The following is a 22,576-nucleotide window of genomic DNA, read 5'->3' as shown; positions in this document are numbered from 1 at the left end:
AGCTGCATTCATGCCCGAACACAGCCCAATATACCGGGGCTGTGAAGACGATTGCAATGCAAAGGACAGCGTAGCAGCGTTTGTTCAGAGCTTTACGACACCCGGAATCAGGCGAAGACGCGCGGGCGCAGTCCAGCATGAAACCAGGTGATCATGGAATAGATATCATAGACCGGCAGCCCGACCTCGGCCTGCAACGCCGCCGCATAAGGCGGCATGTTGGTGCATTCGAGCACGATGGCGCCGACGTCGGGGTTCTTTGCGACCAGCAGCTTGCCCGCCTCGACCACGTCGCGCTCGGCCAAGCCGACGTCCATGTCGTCCTTCTCGGCCTTGATCAGGACGCGGAAAAATTCCTTGCCGTTCTCGGTGCCGACCAGCGGCGTGTCGAGCGGCACGCCGGCACCTTCGAGATGCGCCGGCGTCAACGTCGAGCCCGACACCGTGACGAGGCCGACGCGCTTGCCGGGCGGCAAGGTCGCCTGCACCCACGGCACCTGCATCAGCGACGAGGTCGCAACCGGCACGCCGACGGCCGCCGCGATCTCCTTCTGGAACAGCGAGAGGAAGCCGCAATTGGTGGTGATGGCCTCCGCACCAAGCCGCACCAGGTCCTTGGCCGCGTCGATGAAATCAGGCAGCAGGCCGGCCGCACCCTTCAGCACCACCTTCTCCGGCGAGGCGCCGTTCACCACGCGATAGAGCACGGGGAACGGCCAGGTCGTGCCGTTGCCCATGTCGCCGGGAATGCGCGGAAAGCGCGCTTCCAGCATCAGGATACCGAGCGGCGCGCCATAGATGGCCTTGCCGCCACGGGCGATGCGGGAGGATGAGTTGGTAGGAGTGGTCATGGTGCGACCTCAGAGGAAGCGAGTGGGCGAAAACGGCGCGAGCGGAATCTCGGGCTGCTTGCCGCTCAGAAGCTGGGCGACGAGACGCCCGATGCGGGCCGAGCCGACCAGGCCGACATGGCCATGGCCGAAGGCATAGACGATGTCGCGCGAGGCGCGCGCGTGGCCGATGCAGGGCAGTCCGTCCGGCATGCTGGGACGATGACCGAACCAGGTCTTGATGCGCGCGGCCGGAATGTCCCTCGGAAGTTTCGGGAACATGCTGAAGAGATGGTCGCGCAAGATCTCGGCGCGCTTCCAGTTCGGCGCGGCCTCGAGGCCGGCGATCTCGACGGTGCCGGCGGCGCGCAGGCCCTTGTTGGTCCAGTTCACGACCATTTTCGCGTCGGACGCCATCATCGAGCTGCGCGGACCGGACTCGGGATTTTCGATCATGACGTGATAGCCGCGCTCGGTCTCGAGCGGCAGTGAATCGCCCACGGACGCGGTGAGCTGCTTCGATCTGGCGCCGGCGGCGACCACCGCAGCATCGCAAGCAATCTCACCAGTCTCGGTGACGACAGCGACGAGCTTGTTGCCGGAAAGCTTCAGCCCCGTCGCCTTGGCGCGCACGAGCTTCGCGCCGCTGGCCAACGCGTGATTGGCCAGTGCCGCAACGTAAGCGCCGGGATCGCGGCAGCGGCCGGCTTCTTCCACCACCACGCCAAAGCTGTAGCGCGGATGCAGGTCCGGCTCGCGCTGACGCATCTCGTCGGCATTGAGCTCCAGCCACTCGACCCCGACACGCTTGCGCAGCCGCCAGCCGAGATCGTGGTCAAAGTTGCCGCGCGACGGGAAGACATGCATCACGCCGTTGCGCTCGACCAATTCGGAGACACCGGCTTCTTCCGCGAGCTTCCGGTGCAGCAGCGGCGCGTCCTTCAGTAGATCGCGGAGCGCGAAGGCGGTCTTTTCCACGCGCGCCTCGGTCCAGCCCGAGAGCAGGTACTTGATCAGCCAAGGCAGCGCCTTCGGCAAATACGACCAGCGGATCGCGAGCGGGCCGAGCGGGTCCATCAGATAGAACGGCACCTTCTTCCAGATGCCGGGTTCGGCCGGCGGAATCACCGAATGCGAGGAGAGCCAGCCGGCGTTGCCGTAGCTCGCCGCCTGTTCGCCACCGGGCTCGCCGGGATCGATCAGCGTGACGCGATGGCCCTCGCGCAGCGCCTCGATGGCGCTGATCACGCCGACCGCGCCGGCTCCGATGATGGCGACATGGCGGCCTTCGGGCATCGTTTACGCCTTCACCGATGGCACAAAGTCCTTGCCGACCGAGATCGCGCGCGGATCGATGATGCAGTGGAGGATCGACGGCTTGCCCGAAGCCAGCGCGCGCTCGAACGCCGGCGCGAACTCCTCGGTGCGCTCGACGCGCTCGCCGTGGCCGCCGAACGCCTTGGCGTACATCGCAAAGTCCGGGTTCTTGAGCTGGGTGCCGACGACGCGGCCGGGATAGTCGCGCTCCTGGTGCATGCGGATGGTGCCGTATTGCGAATTGTCGACGATGATGACGACCAGCGGCGCGTCGTACTGCACGGCGGTCGCAAACTCCTGGCCGTTCATCAGGAAGCAGCCGTCGCCGGCAAAGGCAACGACGGTGCGATCCGGATATTGGCGCTTTGCCAGCACCGCCGCCGGCACGCCGTACCCCATCGAGCCCGAGGTCGGGGCGAGCTGGGAGGCAAAACTGTGGAAGCGGTGATGGCGATGGATCCAGCCGGCATAATTGCCGGCGCCGTTGCAGACGATCGCGTCCTTCGGCAGCCGGTCGCGCAGCCAGGTCATGACCTGGCCGTACTGGAACGTGCCCGGCAGCTCGCGCGCCTTCTCGGTCCAGGCGAGGTAATCGGCATGTGCCTTGGCGGCCTCGCCCTTCCAGGCAACCGCCCCGGAGGGCTTCAGCGTCTCGCCCGCCGCGGCGAACGCGGCGGGCGTCGCCTGGATCGCGAGCGCCGGCTGATAGACGCGGCCGAGCTCTTCCGAGCCCGGATGCACGTGAATCAGCTTCTGCTGCGGGGTCGGAATGTCGAGCAGCGTGTAGGACGAGGACGGCATCTCCGACATGCGGCCGCCGATGAGCAGAACGACATCGGCGCCGTCGATGCGCGCCTTCAGGCCCGCGCTCGGCCCGATGCCGAGATCGCCGGCATAATGCGAATGGTCGGCGTCGATCAGCGAGGCCCGGCGGAACGAGGTCGCCACCGGCAGGTCGAACCGCTCGGCAAAACGCGCGATGCTCTTGGTCGCCTCATCCGTCCAGCGCGAGCCGCCGAGAATGACGAGCGGCGCCTTGGCGCTCGCGAGCATGGCGCCGACACGCTCAATGTCCGCGGGCGCGGGCCAGCTCACCGCCGGCTCGATGCGCATGGCATCGGCGACGGCGGCGGTCTCGGTCAGCATGTTCTCCGGCAGCGAGATCACCACGGGGCCCGGACGGCCCTGCATCGCGACGCGGAAGGCGCGCGCGACCAGTTCCGGAATGCGGTCGGGGCGATCGATCTCGACCGCCCATTTCGCCATGGTGCCGAACACGGCCTTGTAGTCGAGCTCCTGGAACGCCTCGCGTTCGCGCATGCCGGTATCGACTTGGCCGACGAACAGGATCATCGGTGTCGAATCCTGCATCGCGATGTGGACGCCGTGGCTGGCATTGGTCGCGCCGGGGGCCGCGGGTGACGAAGCAGACTCCCGGACGCCCCGTGAGCTTGCCATAGGCCTCCGCCATCATCGCGGCGCCGCCCTCCGCGCGGCAGATCATCACGTCGATCGGGCTGTCGTGCAGCGCGTCCAGCGCCGCAAGATAGCTCTCGCCCGGCACGCAGGTGACGCGCTCGACGCCTTGGGCGACGAGCTGATCGATCAGGATCTGGCCCCCGGTGCGGGTGTTACGAATGGTCATGACAGCTCCCTGCAGGCTTTGGCGACGCGCTCGGGCGCCTCGCGAAAATGTCGTTCGCAGGTGGCGTAGGACAGGCCAACAGGAGGTGCAAGATCGAAAGGCTTCCCGCTCCCTGCGCAGGCGTCATGCCCGCCCCTGCTGTTTGCACTACCGCCCATTCGCGATGATGCGGCGGCAATGATCGAGCGCCGCGCCGATCAGGTTGTCGCTCGCCTCCGGCGTGCGGAACGCCGAATGCGCCGATAGCGTCACGTTCGGCAGTTTGGTCAGCGGATGGCCCGGGGGCAGCGGCTCGACGGTGAAGACGTCGAGGCCGGCATGGGCGATGTGGCCCGAGCGCAGCGCATCGCACATCGCCTCCTCGTCGACCACGGCGCCGCGCGCGGTGTTGATCAGGATGGCGCCGGGGCGCATCATCCCGATGCGCTCGCGCGACAGGAAACCCTTGGTCTCGTCGTTGAGGAGCAGATGCAGCGAGACGACGTGGCTGTCCGCGAGGAGCTTCTCCAGCGGGACGAATTCGACGCCGGGATGCGTCTTCGGCGATCTGTTCCAGGCGATCACCTTCATGCCGCAGCCAAGCGCCATGCGCGCGGCTTCCGCCGCGATGCCGCCGAAGCCGATCAGGCCGAGCGTCTTGCCGGTGAGCTGCAGCGCATCGCGACGCAGCCAATTGCCCTCGCGCATGCCGCGATCCATCTCTCCGAAGCTCTTTGCAGAGGCCCACATCAGGGCGATCGCGCATTCGGCGACGGCGGTGTCGCCATAGCCCTTGATGGTGTGAACCGAGATGCCGCGCTGGCCCAGCTCCTCCGGATTCATGTAGCTGCGCGCGCCGGTGCCGAGGAAGACGACGTGCTTCAGGGCAGGACATTTCGCGGCAATCGCCGTCGGCACCGCGGTATGGTCGACGATCATGATCTCAACACCGTCAAGAAGGCGTGGCAGGTCGTCGGGAGTGATCGCGGGGTTGCGGTTGATGCCGACCGGAAGGCTGTCCCCGCGCAGCAGTTTCTCGGTCACCGCGGCAAGGGTGTCATTGGCATCGACGAAGAGAGCGCGCACGGGCCTGTCTTTCCTGTCCAGTTTAAAATACCGTATTGCATTTTAATCTGAATACAGAAATAGTCCAGACGCCGGGTTCGAATGTCCAGAAGCGACTGCCCAGGAGACTGCCATGAATCGCAGGGATGCACTCACCACTGTCGCCCTCGCCGGAGCCGCGATCGCCGCAACCGGTTCGGCCAAGGCCGACACCGCGCCGGGCTCGACGCTCGAACGGATCAAGAAGAGCGGCGTGCTGCGGATCGCCGTCATCGCCGGCCAGGATCCTTACTTCCACAAGGACCTCACCACCAATCAATGGTCGGGCGCCTGCATCGACATGGCGAACGACATCGCCGGCAAGCTCGGTGCCAAGGTCGAGACGCTGGAATCGACCTGGGGCAACCAGATCCTGGATCTCCAGGCCGAGAAGATCGACCTTGCCTTCGCCGTGAACCCGACACCGGAGCGCTCGCTGGTCATCGACTTTTCCACGCCCATCCTGGTGCACTCCTTCACCGCCATCACCAAAAAGGGTTTTGCCAAGCCGCAAACCTGGGCCGAGCTGAACAAGCCCGAGGTCAAGATCGCCGTCGACATCGGCTCGACCCACGAGACGATCGCGCGCCGCTATTGCCCGAAGGCGACGATCCTCGGCTTCAAGGAGCGCAACGAGGCGATCCTCGCCGTCGCAACCGGACGCGCGGACTGCAACATTTCGCTGGCGGTGCTTTCGGTCGCGACCTTGAAGAAGAACCCGACGCTCGGTGAGCTCGCGGTGCCACGTCCGCTGCTCACGCTGCCGACCAACATGGGCATCCGCGCCGAAAGCGACCGGCGCTACAAGGACTTCCTCAGCGCCTGGGCCGACTACAACCGCTCGCTGGGCCAGACCCGCGAATGGATGTTGAAGGGTTTTGAAGCCGTAGGTCTCGGCGCGGACGACATTCCCGGCGAAGTGCAGTTCTGAGCGCCAATCCGCGATGTATGTCTGGGGATTCGCGGTGCTCAAGCCGTACCGGAGCCCGCGTCGGCTTCATGAATGATGGCGTCATGGCCGGGATCGGTACGCCAGAGGAGATGATCCGCCAGCCGCGCAGCGAACGGCGGAAGTCCCTCCTCAGCCGGTTTCACGAAACGCATTAGACTGCCGGCCACGACCATCCCGAATCGGTGGGACGAACCATGAAACTCCGCGGCGGCTTCACGAATTACGGCGAGACGATCGGCATTCTGATGCTCGATACCCGCTTCCCGCGCCCGCGCGGCGACATCGGCAACGCGCTCTCCTACGACTTCCCGGTGCGCTACAAGATCGTGCGCGGCGCGCACGCCACAAGGATCATGGGCGACCAGCCCGATCCGACCCTGCTCGAGCCGTTCATCGCCGCGGCCCGCGAATTGGAAGCCGACGGCGTCAAAGCGATAACGACGAGTTGCGGCTTCCTCGCGCCGTTCCAGAAGCAGCTCGCGGCTGCCGTGAACATCCCGGTCTTCACCTCGAGCCTGATCCAGGCGCCGCTGATCCACGCCATGCTGCCGCCCGGCAAGGTCATCGGCATCTTCACCGAACGCGGCCACCACATGAACGAAGGGCACTTCCGCGGCGTCGGCTGGTCGCCGGACGACATTCTCGTTCAAATCCAGGGCATGAAGCCCGATGCGCAGTTTCCCGCAACCTACATTCTCGGCCGCGAAGAGCTGGACACTGACGTGCTGCGCGCCGAGATGATCGAGATGACGGAAGCCTTCATGGCGTCCTGCAAAAATCCCGGCGCGATCCTGTTCGAGTGCACCAACATGTGCCCATTCTCGCGGGACGTCGCCGAGGTGTCGGGTCTGCCGGTGTTCGACATCAACACCCTGATCAACTTCTTCCATCGCGCGGCCCATCCCGTGCCGTTCCTGCGCTGAACCAGCCGGGACAGGCGGCGAGGCGCGCGATGAACGCGCACGAGCCTAAAATAAGGCGGCGTTGACAGCCTGTCCGTAGATCATTGCAGCAACGAGTGAGAGCAGCAGGCCCGCTCCCGAGAATATGACGACGACTTTCAGAGTCTCGACATCGACATTGGTTCCCGTCGCGCGGGATATTGCTCTTGCCAGTGCAGCAATCATCGCCAGCTCCGAAGCGGGCCGCGCGGAAGCGAGGCCTCACTTCATCTAGCGTTACTCGGCGCATTCGCGTGTGAAGCAGATTACAGGTGATCCCGCTGCACCCAGCCCGTTGCAATCGCGCTCGCCCAGGTGAGCATTCCCCTGGCCCGCGCCAATGCTGCCATGGCCGTGGTGTCGTAGGCCACGTAGCGGAGCGTCGCGGACCAGCCTCTGTTGGCATGCTCCAGAATTGCGTAACACGCATGAGGGGTGCCGACCTCGACCACGTAGGGAACGGGCATCTTCCCGTCGTAACCGGGCAATCCAACGCTGCCGGGATTGACGACCAGCCGGCCATCCTTCAGACGCACCACGCGCGGAATGTGCGTGTGTGCGCACAGGATGATCTCGGCGTCGATCCCCTCGGCGCCGGCCTCAATAGAATCAATCCGGCTCGGACGCGGGCAGCCGTCGCCCGCGATGTGGTCGAGCCAGAACGCAGCATCATTCCCTGGCGATCCATGGCACAGGAACGCCCGCCCCCTATACATGAGCGTGGACGGCATGCTTGCCATCCACTCGAAATGCTTGCGTTCGAGCTCTCGGAAATCGCTGCGCGCCGATGTGCCGGCCTGCCACAGCTCCACGAGAATGCGGTCCTGATCGCCCTTGATGGACGGAAAGCCTCGCTCCATCAGCAGGTCAGCCGTTCGGGCCGCTTCGAGCGGACCGCTAACATGGTCGCCCAGGTTCACGACCTCGTTGATGCCGAGCGCAGCAATGTCCGCAAGGACGGCTTCGAGCGCCGGACGATTTCCGTGCACATCCGCGATGGCAGCAAATTTCACTTGGCCTCTCCATTCGAGATGGCCGACGATTCACCCAATGCGGGACGATGCAGGGATAGCGGGTCTCTTTAGCTGCATTTTTAGAAGCGCCCGCAAGCTGAGGATCAAATCGGCGCTGGACGAACGCTTACATGACCAAGGTGCTGCGATCAACCGATCTTCGCTCGCGCGGCCGGAGCCTGCGGCGCGCCGCGTTGGGCCGACAGCTCCGCCCACAGGCGGGAGCGCACGCCTTCATTGAGAGGCACAATGTGGAACGGCTGGCCGAAGATTGCGAGCGGCTCCTTGGCCGGCTCGAACCGCGGCCAGGCTTCCGCGATGTCGGGCGCGCCGGATGTGACGAAGCGCAGCACGCTTGCCTGAAACCGCGCGGCGACCTCGATATCCTCGGGCGTCATCGGCCCGCCCTTGCGCTTCAGGATCGGGCGGTCGATGAAATCCGGCGGGTGCGCCCAGAGGCAGGCATTGTCGGCACCGTGGGTCGGCCCCTGCGACAGGAACGGCTCCAGCGCCGGGCGATGGTCGAACCGGCTCAGCCACACCGCGCCGCCAGCCGCGGCATGAAGCCGCGCAAGATCTGCCATGGGGCGATGCCAGAACGCGTCGGACAGCAGCGCCTCGTACGGATCCTCGTCGACGCGCGCTGTGGCGCGGTAATACGCCAGCAGACGTTGCCAGCCGGCATCGCCGACTGCGGCGCGCACTTGTCGTTCGGTGGTGCGGATCATCGCGGCCGGCGGCGTGCTCTTCAGGAACATCACCATCTCGTCGCGGCAGGAGCCGAGCCAGAGCGGAATGTCGCGCAAGGTTCCTTCGGCGAAGACGTCCCGCGGCTCGCGCGGAATCACGATTCCGTCGAGCACCGGGCCGAACACGGTGCCTTGTTCGGTCTCGTCCGCAAGCCCGCGACTGACGCGCTCCACCGCCGCGAAGAGCTTTGGCAGTGGCAAAGAGGCAATCGCGGTTGGGTCGTACGCTAATTCGAGCTCGGCAAGCAGGCGGCGTGCAACGTCGTCGGCATGATCGGCGCTCATGATGTTCCGCCCGGGCGCGCTGAGCGCGAGGGCGCGAATGAACTTGCCTCTGGCCTGCGGCAGGGTTGCGAGCGCGATCACCATCGAGGCGCCGGCCGACTGGCCGGACAGCGTGATCGCGTCAGGATCGCCGCCGAAATCCGCGATATTGGCGCGCACCCAGTCGAGGGCGGCGAGCGAATCCGAGATCGCGAGGTTGTTGGCCTCGCCGAGCCCAAGGCGATGCAATTGCAGGAATCCGAGCGGGCCGAGCCGGTAGTTGATGGTGACGATCACCGCCGGACCGTGCGCGGCGAGGAATGCGCCGTCATAGTCGGCGCCGCCGCCGGTGACGAAGGCGCCGCCATGGATGAAGACCAGCACCGGCAGCGGCCGATCGGCCTCTGCCGGCGTCCAGATGTTCAGGCTGAGACAGGCAGCCTCGTCCGCATGATCGAGATGGCCCGGCTGCGGCGCGTAAGCGCCGTAGCCCGTGCAGCGGAGCGGCTCCGTCCACGCTTTCGGCGGCATTGCCTTGGCAAAGCGCGGCGCGGTTGCGAACGGCACGCCCTTGAAGGCACGCATACCGGCCTGCGTGGTGCCGACGACGGGGCCACTCGTGGTCTGAACTGCGCTGGTCAGCATGCGTGCCTCGTCTTCACTCAAGCGCGCCGCTTGCCGAGATCGGCGATGTCGACGGTGTGGGTTTCGCGCGCCGTCGCCGCAGCGGCTGCCGAGATCACGCAGCAGCAGGCGACGAAGATCGCGACGGGGACCCAGCCGTTCGGCCCCTCCCCGACCAGGCTCGCGCTCACCAGCGGCGTGAAGCCGGCGACGAGAAAGCCGAGCTGCGTGCCGATCGCGGTGCCGGAATAGCGCACGCGCGCCTCGAACATCTCGGCGTAGAACGACGGCCAGATCGCGTTCGGCGCGGCGTAGACGATGCCGGACAGGATCATCGCGGCGGCGAAGATCGCGATCGTGTTGCCTGACGTCACCAGCATGAAGTACGGGAACAGCAGCACCGCGCAGCCGAGCACGCCGCCGATGAACACCGGCTTGCGGCCGATCTTGTCGGCGAGCAGGGCCCAGAGCGGCTGGGTGAGCAGCGCCGTGACGTTGCCGAGCACGCCGGCCCACAGCATGGTCGGGCGCGCCACGCCGAACTTGCTGGTGGCATAGCCGAGCGCGAACACGGCGGTCATCGTGCTCACGGTCGCGATCAGCGCGCAGACGATGACGCGCAGCACGTCGGGCCAGTAGTCGCGCAGTAGGGCGACGACGGGGAAGCGCGCAACCTGCGCCTTGTCCTTGATGTCTTCGAACACGGGCGTTTCCGGCATGGTCCGCCGCACCAGGTAGGCGACCAGCAGCACCAGAGCGGAAAGCAGGAACGGAACGCGCCAGCCCCAGTTCAGAAGCTGGTCCTCCGGCAGGCTCGATACCGGAATGAATACCAGCGTCGCCAGGATCGCACCGGCCTGGGTGCCGCTCAGGGTCCAGCTCGTAAAGAAGGCGCGGTTGGAGTTGGCCGAATGCTCCAGCGTCAGCGAGTTCGCCCCGCTCTGCTCGCCGGCGGCCGAGAGGCCCTGTAACAGGCGAAGCAGCGTCAGGATGACGGGCGCGGCATTGCCGATCGCGTTGGCATCCGGCAACAGGCCGATCGCAAGCGTCGAGCCACCCATCAGTACCAGTGTGAACAGCAGCACCGTCTTGCGACCAATGCGGTCGCCGAAATGGCCAAGGATGACGGCGCCGACCGGCCGCGCGATGTAGCCGATGCCGAAGCTGAGGAGCGCGAGCAGTGTCCCGGTCGAGGGATCGACATTGGCGAAGAACACTTTTGGAAAGATCAGCGCGGCCGCGGTGCCGTAGATGAAGAAGTCGTAGTATTCGAGCATGCTGCCGACGAAGCTGACCAGCGCGGCGCGCTTCGGCAGCTTGCCCGGTGTTGCCTCCGCTGCGGATGACGCGTGCAGCGATGCGGTTGACGTCAACGTCATTGCAAGTCCTCCCCATGTGTCCGGTGCGGCTCGCGTCAGGCGGTCCGCCGCGCGCGCGTTTTGTGGTTCTGGTTGCCGCAACCGTGGTTTGGAGGGATAATGTACGAACTAGTACGTTTATGCAATACGCGTTGGATCAAGGCACGGACGGGTGAAATTTGCCTTCACCTTCAAGGTGATCCGTGGAAACTGGCGGGAGAAACAGTGATGCTCGAGCGCATGCCGCCCCCATCGAAGCGCACCAACGACCCCGAGCGCACCAAGCGCGACATCCTCGAAGTGGCGATGGCCGAATTCGCCTCGGAGGGCTATTCCGGCGCCCGCGTCGATGCGATCGCGGCCCGCACGCGCACGTCGAAGCGGATGATCTACTATTATTTCGGCGGCAAGGAGCAGCTCTACCTCGCGGTGCTGGAGGAGGCCTATCGCAGCATCCGCGCGCTGGAGGATCAGCTCGACATCGAAAGCTGCGATGCGCGCGAGGGATTGCGCCGGCTGATCGAGGCGACCTTCGACCACGACGAGCGCAACCCGAACTTCATCCGCCTCGTCTCAATCGAGAACATCCATCACGGCAAGCACCTGAAGCAGAACCTGCAACTGCGCCAGCTCAACGCCAGCGTGATCGCGACGCTCGACGGCATCCTCGAGCGCGGCCGCACTGAGGGCGTCTTCCGCGACGACGTCGACGCCATCGACCTGCACCTGGCCATCAGTTCCTACTGCTTCTTCCGCGTCGCCAACCGCCACACCTTCGGCGCCCTGTTCGACCGCGACCTGAGCGAACCCAGGATGCTGGCGAGGAGTCGGACGCAGATCGTGGAGATGATTTTGGCGTGGCTGGGGGCGAAGGGGTAAAGCGGCGAGAATAGCGCCAAATATTCCGTGTCGTCCTGGCGAAGGCCAGGACCCATAACCACCGAACGCAGTTTGGCGAAAACTCGGGGTTACCAGCTCGTGCGGCAACATCTCCCTGGGATAATGGGTCCTGGCTTTCGCCAGGACGACGAACAAGAATCACCCGCTCCGCTTCCCCCGCGTGCTCGCCAGCAGCACCAGCATGAAGGAGGCCGCCGTCATCAACGTCGAGATCGCGGCAATGGTCGGGTCGATCTCGTCGCGGAGCGCGGTGAACATGCGCTTGGTCAGCGGCTGGTACTGCCCGCCGGAGATGAACAGCGCGACGATGGTCTCGTCCATCGCCGAGATGAAGGCGAAGATGCCGCCGGCCACCACGCTGGACTTGATCTGCGGCAGCGTCACCGCGAAGAAGCTGCGCAGCCGGTTCATGCCGAGGCTGCGCGCCACCATCTCCTGCGCCGGATCGAAGCTCTGCAAGCCCGCGAGCACCGAAATGATGACGTATGGCAGGCCCAGCATCACATTGGCGAGCACGAGGCCCGGCAGGGTCGCGACCGACCTTGGCATAGACGAAGAAGATGCCGACCGCGGTGATGATGATCGGCACCACCAGCGGCAGCAGCAGCATCATGTGGATGAGGCGCATGATGCGCAGCTTGGACTGGCTGATGGCGTAGGCGGCGGCAACCCCGAGCGGCGTCGCGATCAGAACGGTCAGCAGCGCGACCGTCAGCGTCACCCGCGTCGCCTGCATCCAGGCCGGGTTTGAAAAATACTGCTGGTACCAGCGCAGCGAGAAGGACGGCGGTGGGAAGGTCAAGAAGCGCGCGCTGGAGAAGGAGATCGGCGCGATGATCAGCACCGGCAGGATCAGATAGACCAGCACCAGCGCGCTGATCACGTAGAGGGCCATCCGTGCGGGGGACAATCGCGTCATTTCTGCCCCAATATGCGATCGAGCGAAATGAAGCGGCTGACGACGAGGAAGATCAGGAGCACGCTGACGAGCAGCACCACCGCGACGGCGCTCGCAGCCCCAAACTGGTTGTAGAGCTCGACATTGCGGCTCACCAGCATCGACACCATCACGGTGCGGCCGCCGCCGAGCAACTCCGGCGTAATGTAGAAGCCGAGGCAGAGCACGAACACCATGGTGCAGCCGGCGAGCACGCCCGGCAGCGACAGCGGCAGGAAGACGCGGACGAAAGTGAGCGACGGGCTCGCCCCCAGGCTGGCGCCGGCCTGCATCAGGTCGCCGGGGATCTTCTGCATGGTGGCATAGAGCGGCAGCACCATGAACGGCAGCAGGATGTGCACGGTCGCAACCACCGTGCCGAAGGTGTTGTGCACCAGCGCGAGCGGCTCGGAGATCACATCGAGATAGCGCAGGAACTGGTTGATCACGCCGGTGCGCTGGAGCAGCGCGAGCCACGCATAGGCGCGGACCAGCACGCTGGTCCAGAACGGCAGCACGACCAGCGAGAGGATGAGGATGCTCCACCCTTTCGGGACAGAGTTGGCAAGATAGGCCACGGGATAGCCGAGCAGCAGCGCGATTCCCGTGACCGCGAGGCTGATCTCGAAGGTCAGCGCGAAGCTGCGCCAGTAGATGTCCTCGGTGAAGACGCGGCGATAGTTCTCCAGCGTGAAGCCGTCATGGTAGACCGACTGCAAGACGAGCCAGCCGACCGGCAGCACGATCAGAGCCAGGATCACCAGCAGCGCCGGCGACACCAATGCCAGCATCAGGCCGTGCTCGCGGCGCTGATGCTTTTGGGAGGGATCTGGCACTGATATCGTCAACGCTGCCTCGCTTCGCCTGGCTCTTCGTCTACTTCTGCATGAACGAGGCCCAGCGTTTCTCGGCCGCCTCGCCGGCCGGCGAGGACCACCAGGCGTAGGACATCAGCGCCTGCTTGGCCGCGTTGGCCGGCTCGCTCGGCAATTGCGCCGCGCGCTCGGGCTTGATCACATTGGTCTCGAACGCCTTGGGATTGCCCGGACCGTAGTCGATATGCAGCGGCAGATTGGCCTGGTGCACGGGATCGACGGCCTCGTTGAGGAATTTCACCGCGGTCTCGAGATTCGGCGCGCCCTTGAGGATGCAGAGCGAGGTGCTCTGAAGGATGCCCTGGTTGTAGGTGAAGGACACCTTGGCGCCCTCCTTGGCCACCGCGCTGACGCGGCCGTTCCAGGCCATCTCCATGTCGACCTCGCCGTCGTTGAGGAGCTGCGCCGACTGCGCGCCTGACGTCCACCACACCGTGATGTGCGGCTTGATCTCCTCCAGCTTCTTGAAGGCGCGATCGACGTCGAGCGGGTAGAGCTTGTCGGGCGCGACACCGTCGGCCATCAGCGCCGCTTCGAGCGTGGCGATCGGATGGTTGCGCAGCGCGCGGCGGCCGGGGAATTTCTTGACGTCCCAGAAATCGACCCAGCTGTTCGGCGCGTCCTTCGGGAAGGTCTTCTGGCTGTAGGCCAGCACGCTGGAATAGAACTCGTAGGACACCGAATAAGGGCTGCGATAGGCCTCCGGCATCGCCGCGGCGTTCGGGATCTTCGAGAAGTCGAGCTTCTCGATCAGCCCCTGCTCGCCGCCGCGCAGGCAATAGCCGGTGGGCGTGTCCACGACATCCCAGATCGGCTTGCCGCTGCCGACCTGGGTCTTGATCGCGGGCCAGGCATCGGGAATGGAATCCTGGTTGATGGTGATGCCGAGCTTCTTGGCGGAGGGATCGAGGATCGCCACCGTCTGCGCCGCCTGATAGGCGCCGCCTTGCGAGACGAAGGTGATCTGCTCGGCCGCGCTTGCCGCCGTGCCGCCAAACGCGATCGCGCCCAACAGGGCGTAGCCCAATGCAGAGTTCTGTTTCGTCGTCATCCTCGCCTCCTCCATCGCCAAAGTGATCTCACTGACCGATCGCATCGAGAAACTGGTACCAGCCGGCGACCATGCGCACGGCGGGCTCGCGCAGCGGATAGAATGGAATCGCCTTCATGCGCCGCGCGTCGAGCAGACCGACATCCGGCGTCTCGCCGCGCACGAAGGCGGCGAGATAGCGGCCCATCAGGCTCGACATCGCAACGCCGGCGCCATTGTAGCCCATCGAGAACAGCGTGCGGTCGTCGAGCCGGCCGATATGCGGCACCGAGTCCAGCGTCATGGCGACGAGGCCCGACCATTTGTAGGCGAGCGGCACCTCAGTGAGATCGGGGAAGATGCCGACCATCGCCTTGCGCAAGGCGTCGAACGCGGCTTCGGAGTCCTGCTTGCCGAAAGCGCCGCGGCCACCAAAGATCACGCGATTGTCGACCATGCGGAACCAGCGCATCATGCGCTTGGTCTCGGTGTAGGTGCGCCCCGTCGGCATCAATTTTCCGGCGAGATTGCGCGGCAGCTTGTCGGTCGCAATGATGGCGCTGCGGAACGGGATCAGCGTGCGCTGCATCTGCGCGGTGGCGCCGGTGAGGTCCGAGTAGCTGTTGGTGGCGATGATGGCCTGCTTCGCCCGCACCGCGCCCCGCGGCGTCTCCGCGACGATGCCGCCCTGCTCTCGCCTCAGCCTGAAAACCGGCGATTCCTGGAAAATCGGGACACCGCGGCGCGCCACGCCGTCGGCGAGACCGCGCAGATAGTTCAGTGGATGAATGCCGCCGGAGCCGGGGTTGAGCACGCCGCCGACGAAGATGTCGGAACCGGTCTCCTCGCGCACCCCGCGCTTGTCGAGGATGCGGACCTCCACATCGCCCATCTCGCGCGTCATCCAGTTGGCTTCGTCGATCGCGGCCCGCAAGGTCGTCTCGTTGTGCGCGGCCTTGACCTGGCCGGCGCGCGTCAACGCGGCGCTGCTGATGCCGAACTCGGACACCAGCTCCTCGACGATGTCGGTGGATTCATGCGCGATCTCGTACATGCGCCGCGCCATGGCGCGGCCGTGCACGGCGTCGATCTCGCGAAACGAGAGGCGGAACTTTGCGGTGATCACCCCGCCATTGCGCCCGCTCGCGCCCCAGCCGGGGCGGTTGGCCTCGAGCACGATCGGCGATAGGCCGCTCTTGGCGATGTGGTGCGCGGCGGAGAGGCCGGTATAGCCCGCACCGATGACCACCACGTCCGCCTGGCTCTCGCCCGACAGCACCGGAAACGCGCGCGCCGGTTCCGCCGTGGCTTCCCACAGCGAATTGGCCGATGGCAGCGCGCTCCAGTCCCGTGTCATGCCCGTGCTCACCCGTCTACGCCGCCGGGCCGATCGCGGCGTCGGCGAGCGCCTTCAGCGTCGGGAAATGGAAGTCCGGCTTGGTCAGCGTCTCCACCGCCGGCGTTCCGCCAAAACCCGCGATGCCCTGGCGGCGCTCGATCCAGCACACCTTGTAGCCGAGCTTCCGCGCGATCCCGATGTCGTGGTACTGGCTCTGCGCGACGTGGAGGATGTCGGACTGCTTGTAGCCGAAGGCCGATTGGCGACCCTTGTTGTAGGCGAAGAATTCCGGGTTCGGCTTGGCGACGCCGGTGTCGTCGGCGCAAACGGTGTCGTCGAAGGGATTGCCGAGCGCGTGTGCGTAACAAGACAGCGCGACGCGATCCGCATTGGTCATCGCCACGAGGCGGAATTTCGTGCGCAGGCGCTTCAGGGCCTCGACCGAGTCCGCGAACGGCCCCCAGCGCAGCACCGAGAGCTGGAAGACGTCGCAGGACGCATCGTCGGAAGGCAATCCGAGCTCCTTGGCGAGATGGCGATAGACGTGGAACATCGCCTCGCTGGAGCGCTCGTAGTGTTTGTCGCGGCCGCGCTTGTACGGCTCGAAGATCTGCTCGTCGCTGAGCTCGGCCGGCGACTTGCCCGAGATCTTGCGCACCGCGGAGAGCACGCCGGTCTCGAAATCGATCAAGGTGCCGACGACGTCGAAGGTGAGAACCTTGAAATTGCTGAACGCGGCTTGGGACGACATTTTGGTTTCTTCTCTCGGGTTGGACTAGGCTGGATTCAGTCCCCCACCCTGGGCACGACGATGGTGTCCTCGGGGTGGAGGGTGACGGTGAGGCTGCCGCCGAGCGGCGGGATGCGGCTGTAGGCCTGGTGGTAGCTCGGCTGGCGCAGGCTGAGCGCGACGCCGCCTTCGAGCGCCAGGAAGATGCGCAGGCTCTCGCCCTGGTAGACGATGTCGGTGACGGTGCCGCTGAGCCGGTTGCAGGCGGCATCCTGCGCGCCGTCGTCGATCAGCAGCTTCTCGCTGTGCACGGCCAGCATCAGGGCGTCGCCGTCGGGAATGGCGCGGGCACTGCGCAACAAGGCGCTGCCGAGCGCCACGCTGGAGGCATCGACGCGGCGGACGGGCAACATCGTCGCCTCGCCGATGAAGCTGACGAAGGAATCGGCGGGATGGTCGTGCAGACGTGCCGGCTCGTCGATCTGGATCAGCCGGCCGTCCTTCATCACGGCGACGCGGTCGCTCATGGTCAGCGCCTCGCGCTGGTCATGGGTGACGTAGATGATGGTGGCGCCGATGCGCCGGTGCAGCGCGCGCAGCTCGATCTGCATGGATTCGCGCAGCTGCTTGTCGAGCGCGGATAGCGGCTCGTCCATCAGGATCAGACGCGGCTCGAAGATCATGGCGCGTGCCAGCGCCACGCGCTGGCGCTGGCCGCCGGAGAGCTGCGCGATGCCGCGTTCCTCGTAGCCGGCGAGGCCGACCATCGCGAGCGCGGCGCGCACCTTCTCCGGCCAACTCGCTTTCGGCAGGTGGCGCGCGCGCAAGGGGAAGGCGACGTTCTCGCCGACGCTCATGTGTGGAAACAAAGCGTAGTTCTGGAACACGACGCCGATGTCGCGCTTGTGCGGCGGCATGTAAGTGACGTCGCGGCCGCCGAACAGGATGGTGCCGCTGGATGGCAGGATGAAGCCGCCCAGGATGCCGAGCAGCGTGGTCTTGCCGGAACCGGAGGGGCCGAGCAGGGAGACGAACTCACCGGCGCCGACATTGAGGGACACGTCGTCGAGGGCGCGAACCGCGCCGTAAGCCTTGCTTGCGGACCTGATCTCGACGCTTTCCGCTCGTTTGTCCAACGATCGACCTCGCCATGTCCTGAGCCGGCGTGCCTCACTGCGCGCCATAAGCCTGCTTTATAGACAGGGATTTGGAGCACTCCTGGTTGCAGCGTGCACTGCAACCAATCCTTTGCTCGAAGCCCCTGTCTTTAGGCTGTCATGCGAATGACACCAGACTTGGCAAAACTCGGCAATTGCCAAATTCTCACCCGGCTCATAACATGACCTTATGCCCGAGCTCCGCCGGATGCTGCCGTCCAGTAACGCCCTGTTCGTCTTCGACGCAGCAGCGCGCAATGGCAGTTTCACCGCGGCGGCCGCCGAATTGAACGTCACGCAGCCCGCGGTGAGCCGGATGCTCGGCCAGTTCGAGCAGCATCTCGGCGTCCGCCTGTTCGACCGCAAGGCCGGCCGCGCGGTGCTCACCGAGGAAGGCGAGTTGCTCTATCGCCGTGTGCTCGAAGGCTTTCGCAGCATCGAGAGCGGCCTCGTCGAGATCGAACGGCGGCGCAAGGGCACCGAGACGGTGACGCTGTCGGTCTCCTCCGCCTTCACCACGCATTGGCTGATGCCGCGCATCGACAAGCTGCAGCGGCAGTTTCCTGAGGTCGATTTGCGCTTCCAGCTGATCTCCGGCGCGCTGCGCGGGCCGGTGGAGAATGTCGATCTCGGCATGCGCTTTCGCGACCGCGACGAGCCGTCGTCTGGCGGCACGCTGGTGATGAAGGAAGTGATGCTGCCGATGTGCAGCCCCAGCTATCTCGACGAGACCGATCCTGCCGAGGGCAACACCATCATCCGCCTCGCCGAGACGCCGGGCGACTGGGCCGCGGATTACGCCTCGCTTCTCACCGGGCGCCGCGGCGCGGCCAAGGCGCTGAGCTTCACCGACTATGCCGTCGTGATGCAGGCTGCCCTGCTCGGCCAGGGCATTGCGCTCGGCTGGCTGACGGTCGCTTCGCACTGGCTCCTGACCGGCGCGCTGGTGCCGGCGTCCGACACGCTCACCACCACGCGCCGCATCTGCGAATTCCTGCCGCCGCGCAACCGGCCGATGCGCCCCATCGCCACTGAAATCCGCGACTGGATCATCGCGCAGATGAAAAGCGAGATCGCCGCGATCGACAAGCTCTATCCGAAACTCGGCGCGATGGCCGCGTGCTATTAGTTGCCCCCTCTCCCCGCAATCGGGGAGAGGCGAAGCGCACCACGCCGTCACCGATGCTCGATCGCCCTGATGGCGCCGCGGAGCTCGGCGAGGCCGCGCAGGCGGCCGATCGCGGTGTAGCCGGGATTGGTGCGCTTGGTGGCGGCGAGATCGTCCAGCATGCGGTGGCCGTGATCGGGGCGGAACACGATTTGCTTGTCCGGCGAACGCCGCGCGTTCTCCTTCAGCAGGGCCTTCAGCACCGCGACCATGTCGACGTCGCCGTCGAGATGATCGGATTCGTAGAACGACAGGCCATCGGCCTCGCGCTTGGTCGCGCGCAGATGCGCAAACGCAATGCGCGGGCCGAAGCGCTCGGCCATTTCAGGCAGGTTGTTCTCGGGCCGCACGCCGAGCGAGCCCGTGCACAGGCAGATGCCGTTGGCCTTCGACGGCACGGCGTCGAACAGCGCCTGGTAGTCGTCGGCGGTCGAGGCAATGCGCGGCAGGCCGAACAGCGGACGCGGCGGGTCGTCCGGATGCAGCGTGAGCGAGACACCGAGTTGTTCCGCAACGGGGGTGACGCGCTCCAAAAACTCGGCGAGATGCTGCCGCAGGATGTTTGGCGTGATATCGCGGTACGTTTCGAGCCGGTCGCGGAATTGCGGGATCGTCATCGGCTCGGTGGTCGAGCCCGGCAGCGCGCTGGCGATGACCATGACCAGATAGTCGATGTCGGCCTGGCTCATCTGGTCGAACAGCGTTTTCGCGCGCGCTTGCTGCTCCGGTGAATACTCCTGCGCGGCGGCCGGACGCTTAAGGATGTGCAGCTCGAACGCGGCAAAGCGGTCCTGGTCGAACCGCATGGCGCGGGCGCCGTTCGGCAGCTCCCATTCCAGATCGGTACGGCACCAGTCGACCACGGGCATGAAATTGTAGCAGATGATATTGATGCCGGAAGCGGCCACGGCCTCAAGGCTCGCGATCCACGCCTCAATCGACTTCGTCGCCTTACCGCCGAGCCGCTTGACGTCGTCAGGGATCGGAATCGACTCCACCACCGACCACGTCAGTTGCGAGCGGCCGGGCTGGCCGCGCTCGATGAAGTTCTTGCGCTCCTCGACCGCCTTGCGCGTCCAGGCTTCCCCGATCGGCACCTGATGCAGCGCCGAGACGATATCGCTCGCCCCGGCCTGCCTGACATCGTCGAGCGAGACCGGATCATCCGGCCCGTACCAGCGCCATCCCTCTAGCATCATGGGTCCCTCCGATCAGTTCGCCGTCAGTACGACCTTGACGCTCTGCGAGCGGTCGAGCGCCAGCCGCAGTGCATCGGGCGCGGTCGAGAGCGGCCGTTCCGCCGTGACCAGCGACAGCACGTCGACGCTGCCGGCGCTGATCAGTTCCACCGCCGTCATGAACTCGAAGCCGAAGCGGAACGAGCCGCGCAGGTCGATCTCCTTCGCCATCACAGCGTTCGACGGCGTCGGGATCTGGCCACCGGGCAGATTGCCGATCTGCACCACGACGCCGCCACGCCGGACGATGCCGATCGCACTGGCAAGGCCCGCGGCCGTGCCCGAGACCTCGAACGCGACGTCGTAGGGTCGTGAAGCAGCCTGCGCCTTCAAGCCCTCTTCGCCACCCGATACATTCTCGACATGAGAGGCGCCAAGCCGGCTCGCAAAGGCGAGCGGCACCGGCGCGATGTCAGCCACCGTGACGTCGGCCATGCCGGCGCGGTGCGCGGCGAGCATGGTCAGAAGCCCGATCGGGCCGGCACCGAAGATGATGCCGCGCTTGCCTTCGATGTTGCCGGCGCGCGCGACCGCGTGCAGGCATACCGAGAGCGGCTCGGCGAGCGCGGCGGCCTGGTAGGACACGTGGTCCGGGATCTTCACGCACTGCGCGGGGATCGCGTCGAAGTAATTGGCGAAGCCGCCCTGCATGTGCGGCGTCTTCGAGGCCGAGCCCATGAAATAGATGTTTTCGCACAGGTTCGGCCGGCCCTCGCGGCAGGCGACGCAATGGCCGCACCAGCGCGACGGGTTGACGGCGACGCGGTCGCCGACCTTCAGGTTGGCGGCGGCGCCGGAGATCTCCACGACTTCGCCCGAGATCTCGTGTCCCAGCACCAGCGGCGACTTCACCACGAAGTCGCCGGTGCGGGCATGGCGGAAGTAATGCATGTCCGAGCCGCAGATGCCGCCGGCGCCGAAGCGGATGCGCACCATGCCTGATGCGAGCTTGTCGAGCGGATGCTCGATCATGCGCAGATCTTCGGGGCCGAACAGGGTTGCGGCGAGAGCAGTCGAGGTCATTTGGAGAGTCCCATGTATTTAGGCAGCCAGAGGGTCAGTTCGGGGATGTAGGTGATCGCGATCAGCGCGAGCATCAGCGGCACCAGCCAGGGCAGGATCGCCACCGTCGTGCGCTCGACCGAGAGCTTTGCCACGCGGGCGAGCACGAACAGCACCATGCCGAGCGGTGGATGCAGCAGGCCGATCATCAGGTTCAGCGTCATGATCAGGCCGAAATGGATCGGATCGATGCCGAGCTTGAGCACGATTGGCAGCAGGATCGGCACCAGGATGGTGATCGCCGCCGTGGTGTCGATGAAGCAGCCGACGAACAGGATCAGCACGTTGGCAAGCGCCAGGAACACCCATTTGTTGTGGGTAATGCTGAGCATCCAGTCCGAGAGCATCTGGGCGGCCTGCGACACCGTCAGCAGCCAGGCGAAGATCGACGCAGCTGTCACGATGAACAGCACCGAGGCCGTGGTCTCGATGGTGTCGAAGGTCGCCTTCGCCACCGTCTTCAAGGTCATGGTGCGGTAGCGCACGAGCCCGAGGAATAGCGACCAGATCACGGCGGCGACCGCGGCTTCCGTCGGCGTGAACCAGCCCAGCGTCATGCCGCCGATCAGGATCACCGGCGCCATCAGCGCCATCACCGCGGAGAAGTCGAAGTACCAGTCGATCGCGAGCAGCACGCCGAGCCCGATGACGACCGCCATGTTGGTCGACATGCCGGCAACCACCATCAGCCAGATCGCGAGCGGGAAAGCCAGCACGATGGCGATCTCAAGGCCGGCCGAGCCGAGCTGCGGCCAGGAGAACGGCGTGTCGCTGCCCCATTTGTTCTTGTGCGCGAAGTAGGTGACGGTGGCCATCATCAGAAGCGTCATGACGATGCCGGGAATGACGCCGCCCAGGAACAGCGCGCCGATCGAGACGTTCGCCATCATGCCGTAGATCACGAAGGGCAGCGACGGCGGGATGATCGGGCCGAGCGTCGCGGACGCCGCGGTGACGCCGACCGAGAACTCGGTCGAGTAGCCGTGGTCCTTCATCGCCTTGATCTCGATGGTGCCGAGACCGGCGGCATCCGCGATCGCGGTGCCGGACATGCCGGAGAAGATCACCGAGCCGATGATGTTGACGTGGCCGAGGCCGCCGCGCATCCAGCCGACCAGCGCGACGGCGAACTTGTAGATGCGGCCGGTCACGCCGGCGATGTTCATGAGGTTGCCGGCCAGAATGAAGAACGGCACGGCGAGCAGCGGAAAGCTCTCGACACCGGCGATCATGCGCTGCGCCAGCGTGACGTCGGGCGTCACACCGCTGACCAGGATGTAGAGCAGCGACGACGCGGCCATGGCGATCGCCACGGGAACGCCGAGCAGCATCAGGAGGAGAAAACCACCAAGCAACAGCAGCAT

19 protein-coding genes, 2 pseudogenes and 1 riboswitch are annotated in these 22,576 nt (G+C 65.6%); of the genes and pseudogenes, 4 read left to right on the top strand and 17 right to left on the bottom strand.

The genetic code is table 11. From position 1 onward, the window contains the following. Positions 1 to 107 precede the first annotated feature (107 nt). The 4 genes and pseudogenes from ACFLEY_RS09715 to ACFLEY_RS09700 form a co-directional block, all read right to left on the bottom strand. Positions 108 to 851 (bottom strand): aspartate/glutamate racemase family protein, encoded by a 744-nt coding sequence (locus tag ACFLEY_RS09715; RefSeq protein ID WP_060908730.1) that lies wholly within the window; start codon positions 849 to 851, stop codon positions 108 to 110. Between the two features lie 9 nt (positions 852 to 860). Further along, positions 861 to 2,126 carry an NAD(P)/FAD-dependent oxidoreductase gene (locus tag ACFLEY_RS09710; RefSeq protein WP_396604621.1) on the bottom strand — a complete coding sequence of 422 codons (1,266 nt, stop codon included), beginning with the start codon at positions 2,124 to 2,126 and terminating at the stop codon, positions 861 to 863. 3 nt (positions 2,127 to 2,129) lie between these two features. After that, a pseudogene (locus ACFLEY_RS09705) lies at positions 2,130 to 3,792 on the bottom strand (thiamine pyrophosphate-binding protein). Positions 3,793 to 3,939: 147 nt separating this feature from the next. Continuing rightward, entirely contained in the window at positions 3,940 to 4,857 is a 918-nt protein-coding gene (locus tag ACFLEY_RS09700) for an NAD(P)-dependent oxidoreductase (RefSeq protein ID WP_060908732.1), read from the bottom strand. A gap of 112 nt (positions 4,858 to 4,969) precedes the next feature. On the opposite strand from ACFLEY_RS09700, the gene ACFLEY_RS09695 reads away from it, so the two are divergent. Both ACFLEY_RS09695 and ACFLEY_RS09690 read left to right on the top strand, forming a co-directional pair. Beyond that, the gene (locus ACFLEY_RS09695) at positions 4,970 to 5,806 is read left to right on the top strand and encodes a transporter substrate-binding domain-containing protein (RefSeq protein ID WP_060908733.1); all 837 of its coding nucleotides are present in this window, start codon (positions 4,970 to 4,972) and stop codon (positions 5,804 to 5,806) included. 215 nt (positions 5,807 to 6,021) lie between these two features. After that, on the top strand, positions 6,022 to 6,750 hold the full coding sequence (locus tag ACFLEY_RS09690; RefSeq protein WP_038965675.1) for an aspartate/glutamate racemase family protein: 729 nt from the start codon (positions 6,022 to 6,024) through the stop codon (positions 6,748 to 6,750). Between the two features lie 45 nt (positions 6,751 to 6,795). On the opposite strand, the gene ACFLEY_RS09685 is transcribed toward ACFLEY_RS09690, so the two are convergent. The 4 genes from ACFLEY_RS09685 to ACFLEY_RS09670 all read right to left on the bottom strand — a co-directional run bounded on the left by ACFLEY_RS09685 (position 6,796) and on the right by ACFLEY_RS09670 (position 10,797). Continuing rightward, entirely contained in the window at positions 6,796 to 6,954 is a 159-nt protein-coding gene (locus tag ACFLEY_RS09685) for a hypothetical protein (RefSeq protein WP_165448172.1), read from the bottom strand. A gap of 80 nt (positions 6,955 to 7,034) precedes the next feature. Further along, positions 7,035 to 7,781 (bottom strand): metallophosphoesterase, encoded by a 747-nt coding sequence (locus ACFLEY_RS09680; protein WP_011089558.1) that lies wholly within the window; start codon positions 7,779 to 7,781, stop codon positions 7,035 to 7,037. A gap of 47 nt (positions 7,782 to 7,828) precedes the next feature. Then, a riboswitch (SAM riboswitch) is annotated at positions 7,829 to 7,907 on the bottom strand. A 23-nt stretch (positions 7,908 to 7,930) separates the two neighbouring features. After that, positions 7,931 to 9,439 carry a carboxylesterase/lipase family protein gene (locus ACFLEY_RS09675; protein WP_396604620.1) on the bottom strand — a complete coding sequence of 503 codons (1,509 nt, stop codon included), beginning with the start codon at positions 9,437 to 9,439 and terminating at the stop codon, positions 7,931 to 7,933. A 17-nt stretch (positions 9,440 to 9,456) separates the two neighbouring features. Next, complete coding sequence (locus tag ACFLEY_RS09670; protein ID WP_060908735.1) at positions 9,457 to 10,797, bottom strand: MFS transporter; 1,341 nt, start codon at positions 10,795 to 10,797, stop codon at positions 9,457 to 9,459. Positions 10,798 to 11,004: 207 nt separating this feature from the next. Between ACFLEY_RS09670 and ACFLEY_RS09665 the strand changes: the two genes are divergently transcribed. Beyond that, complete coding sequence (locus ACFLEY_RS09665; RefSeq protein ID WP_028174499.1) at positions 11,005 to 11,655, top strand: TetR/AcrR family transcriptional regulator; 651 nt, start codon at positions 11,005 to 11,007, stop codon at positions 11,653 to 11,655. Positions 11,656 to 11,814: 159 nt separating this feature from the next. On the opposite strand, the pseudogene ACFLEY_RS09660 reads toward ACFLEY_RS09665, so the two are convergent. From ACFLEY_RS09660 to ACFLEY_RS09635, 6 genes and pseudogenes are all read right to left on the bottom strand, one after another. Further along, positions 11,815 to 12,595 (bottom strand): annotated as a pseudogene (locus tag ACFLEY_RS09660) (ABC transporter permease). Then, on the bottom strand, positions 12,592 to 13,404 hold the full coding sequence (locus ACFLEY_RS09655) for an ABC transporter permease (protein ID WP_060912684.1): 813 nt from the start codon (positions 13,402 to 13,404) through the stop codon (positions 12,592 to 12,594). Before ACFLEY_RS09655 ends, ACFLEY_RS09660 begins: the two are co-directional and overlap by 4 nt. A gap of 85 nt (positions 13,405 to 13,489) precedes the next feature. Beyond that, positions 13,490 to 14,539 carry an ABC transporter substrate-binding protein gene (locus tag ACFLEY_RS09650; protein WP_028174496.1) on the bottom strand — a complete coding sequence of 350 codons (1,050 nt, stop codon included), beginning with the start codon at positions 14,537 to 14,539 and terminating at the stop codon, positions 13,490 to 13,492. 28 nt (positions 14,540 to 14,567) lie between these two features. Then, positions 14,568 to 15,875: an FAD-binding oxidoreductase gene (locus ACFLEY_RS09645; RefSeq protein WP_060908736.1), complete on the bottom strand. Its 1,308-nt coding sequence runs from the start codon at positions 15,873 to 15,875 to the stop codon at positions 14,568 to 14,570. Between the two features lie 16 nt (positions 15,876 to 15,891). Continuing rightward, complete coding sequence (locus ACFLEY_RS09640; protein ID WP_011089566.1) at positions 15,892 to 16,608, bottom strand: HAD family hydrolase; 717 nt, start codon at positions 16,606 to 16,608, stop codon at positions 15,892 to 15,894. 35 nt (positions 16,609 to 16,643) lie between these two features. Beyond that, positions 16,644 to 17,723, bottom strand: coding sequence for an ABC transporter ATP-binding protein (locus tag ACFLEY_RS09635; RefSeq protein ID WP_396604619.1), 1,080 nt, complete (start codon positions 17,721 to 17,723; stop codon positions 16,644 to 16,646). Positions 17,724 to 17,934: 211 nt separating this feature from the next. Here ACFLEY_RS09635 and ACFLEY_RS09630 point away from each other — a divergent pair, with 211 nt between their 5' ends. Continuing rightward, positions 17,935 to 18,873, top strand: coding sequence for a LysR family transcriptional regulator (locus tag ACFLEY_RS09630; protein ID WP_028174492.1), 939 nt, complete (start codon positions 17,935 to 17,937; stop codon positions 18,871 to 18,873). 47 nt (positions 18,874 to 18,920) lie between these two features. Here ACFLEY_RS09630 and uxuA read toward each other — a convergent pair whose 3' ends face one another. From uxuA to ACFLEY_RS09615, 3 genes are read right to left on the bottom strand one after another with little or no spacing between them, the layout of a single operon-like run. Continuing rightward, positions 18,921 to 20,111, bottom strand: coding sequence for a mannonate dehydratase (gene uxuA / locus ACFLEY_RS09625; RefSeq protein WP_211434042.1), 1,191 nt, complete (start codon positions 20,109 to 20,111; stop codon positions 18,921 to 18,923). A gap of 12 nt (positions 20,112 to 20,123) precedes the next feature. Then, complete coding sequence (locus tag ACFLEY_RS09620; protein ID WP_060908738.1) at positions 20,124 to 21,173, bottom strand: L-idonate 5-dehydrogenase; 1,050 nt, start codon at positions 21,171 to 21,173, stop codon at positions 20,124 to 20,126. After that, positions 21,170 to 22,576 carry a TRAP transporter large permease gene (locus ACFLEY_RS09615; RefSeq protein WP_011089571.1) on the bottom strand — a complete coding sequence of 469 codons (1,407 nt, stop codon included), beginning with the start codon at positions 22,574 to 22,576 and terminating at the stop codon, positions 21,170 to 21,172. Before ACFLEY_RS09615 ends, ACFLEY_RS09620 begins: the two co-directional genes overlap by 4 nt.

Origin of the sequence: Bradyrhizobium sp. YCK136, assembly GCF_044570075.1 — a bacterium.
Lineage (GTDB): Bacteria > Pseudomonadota > Alphaproteobacteria > Rhizobiales > Xanthobacteraceae > Bradyrhizobium > Bradyrhizobium diazoefficiens.
Note: the sequence above shows the minus strand (reverse complement) of the source record. Positions and strands in the feature narration are given on the sequence as shown.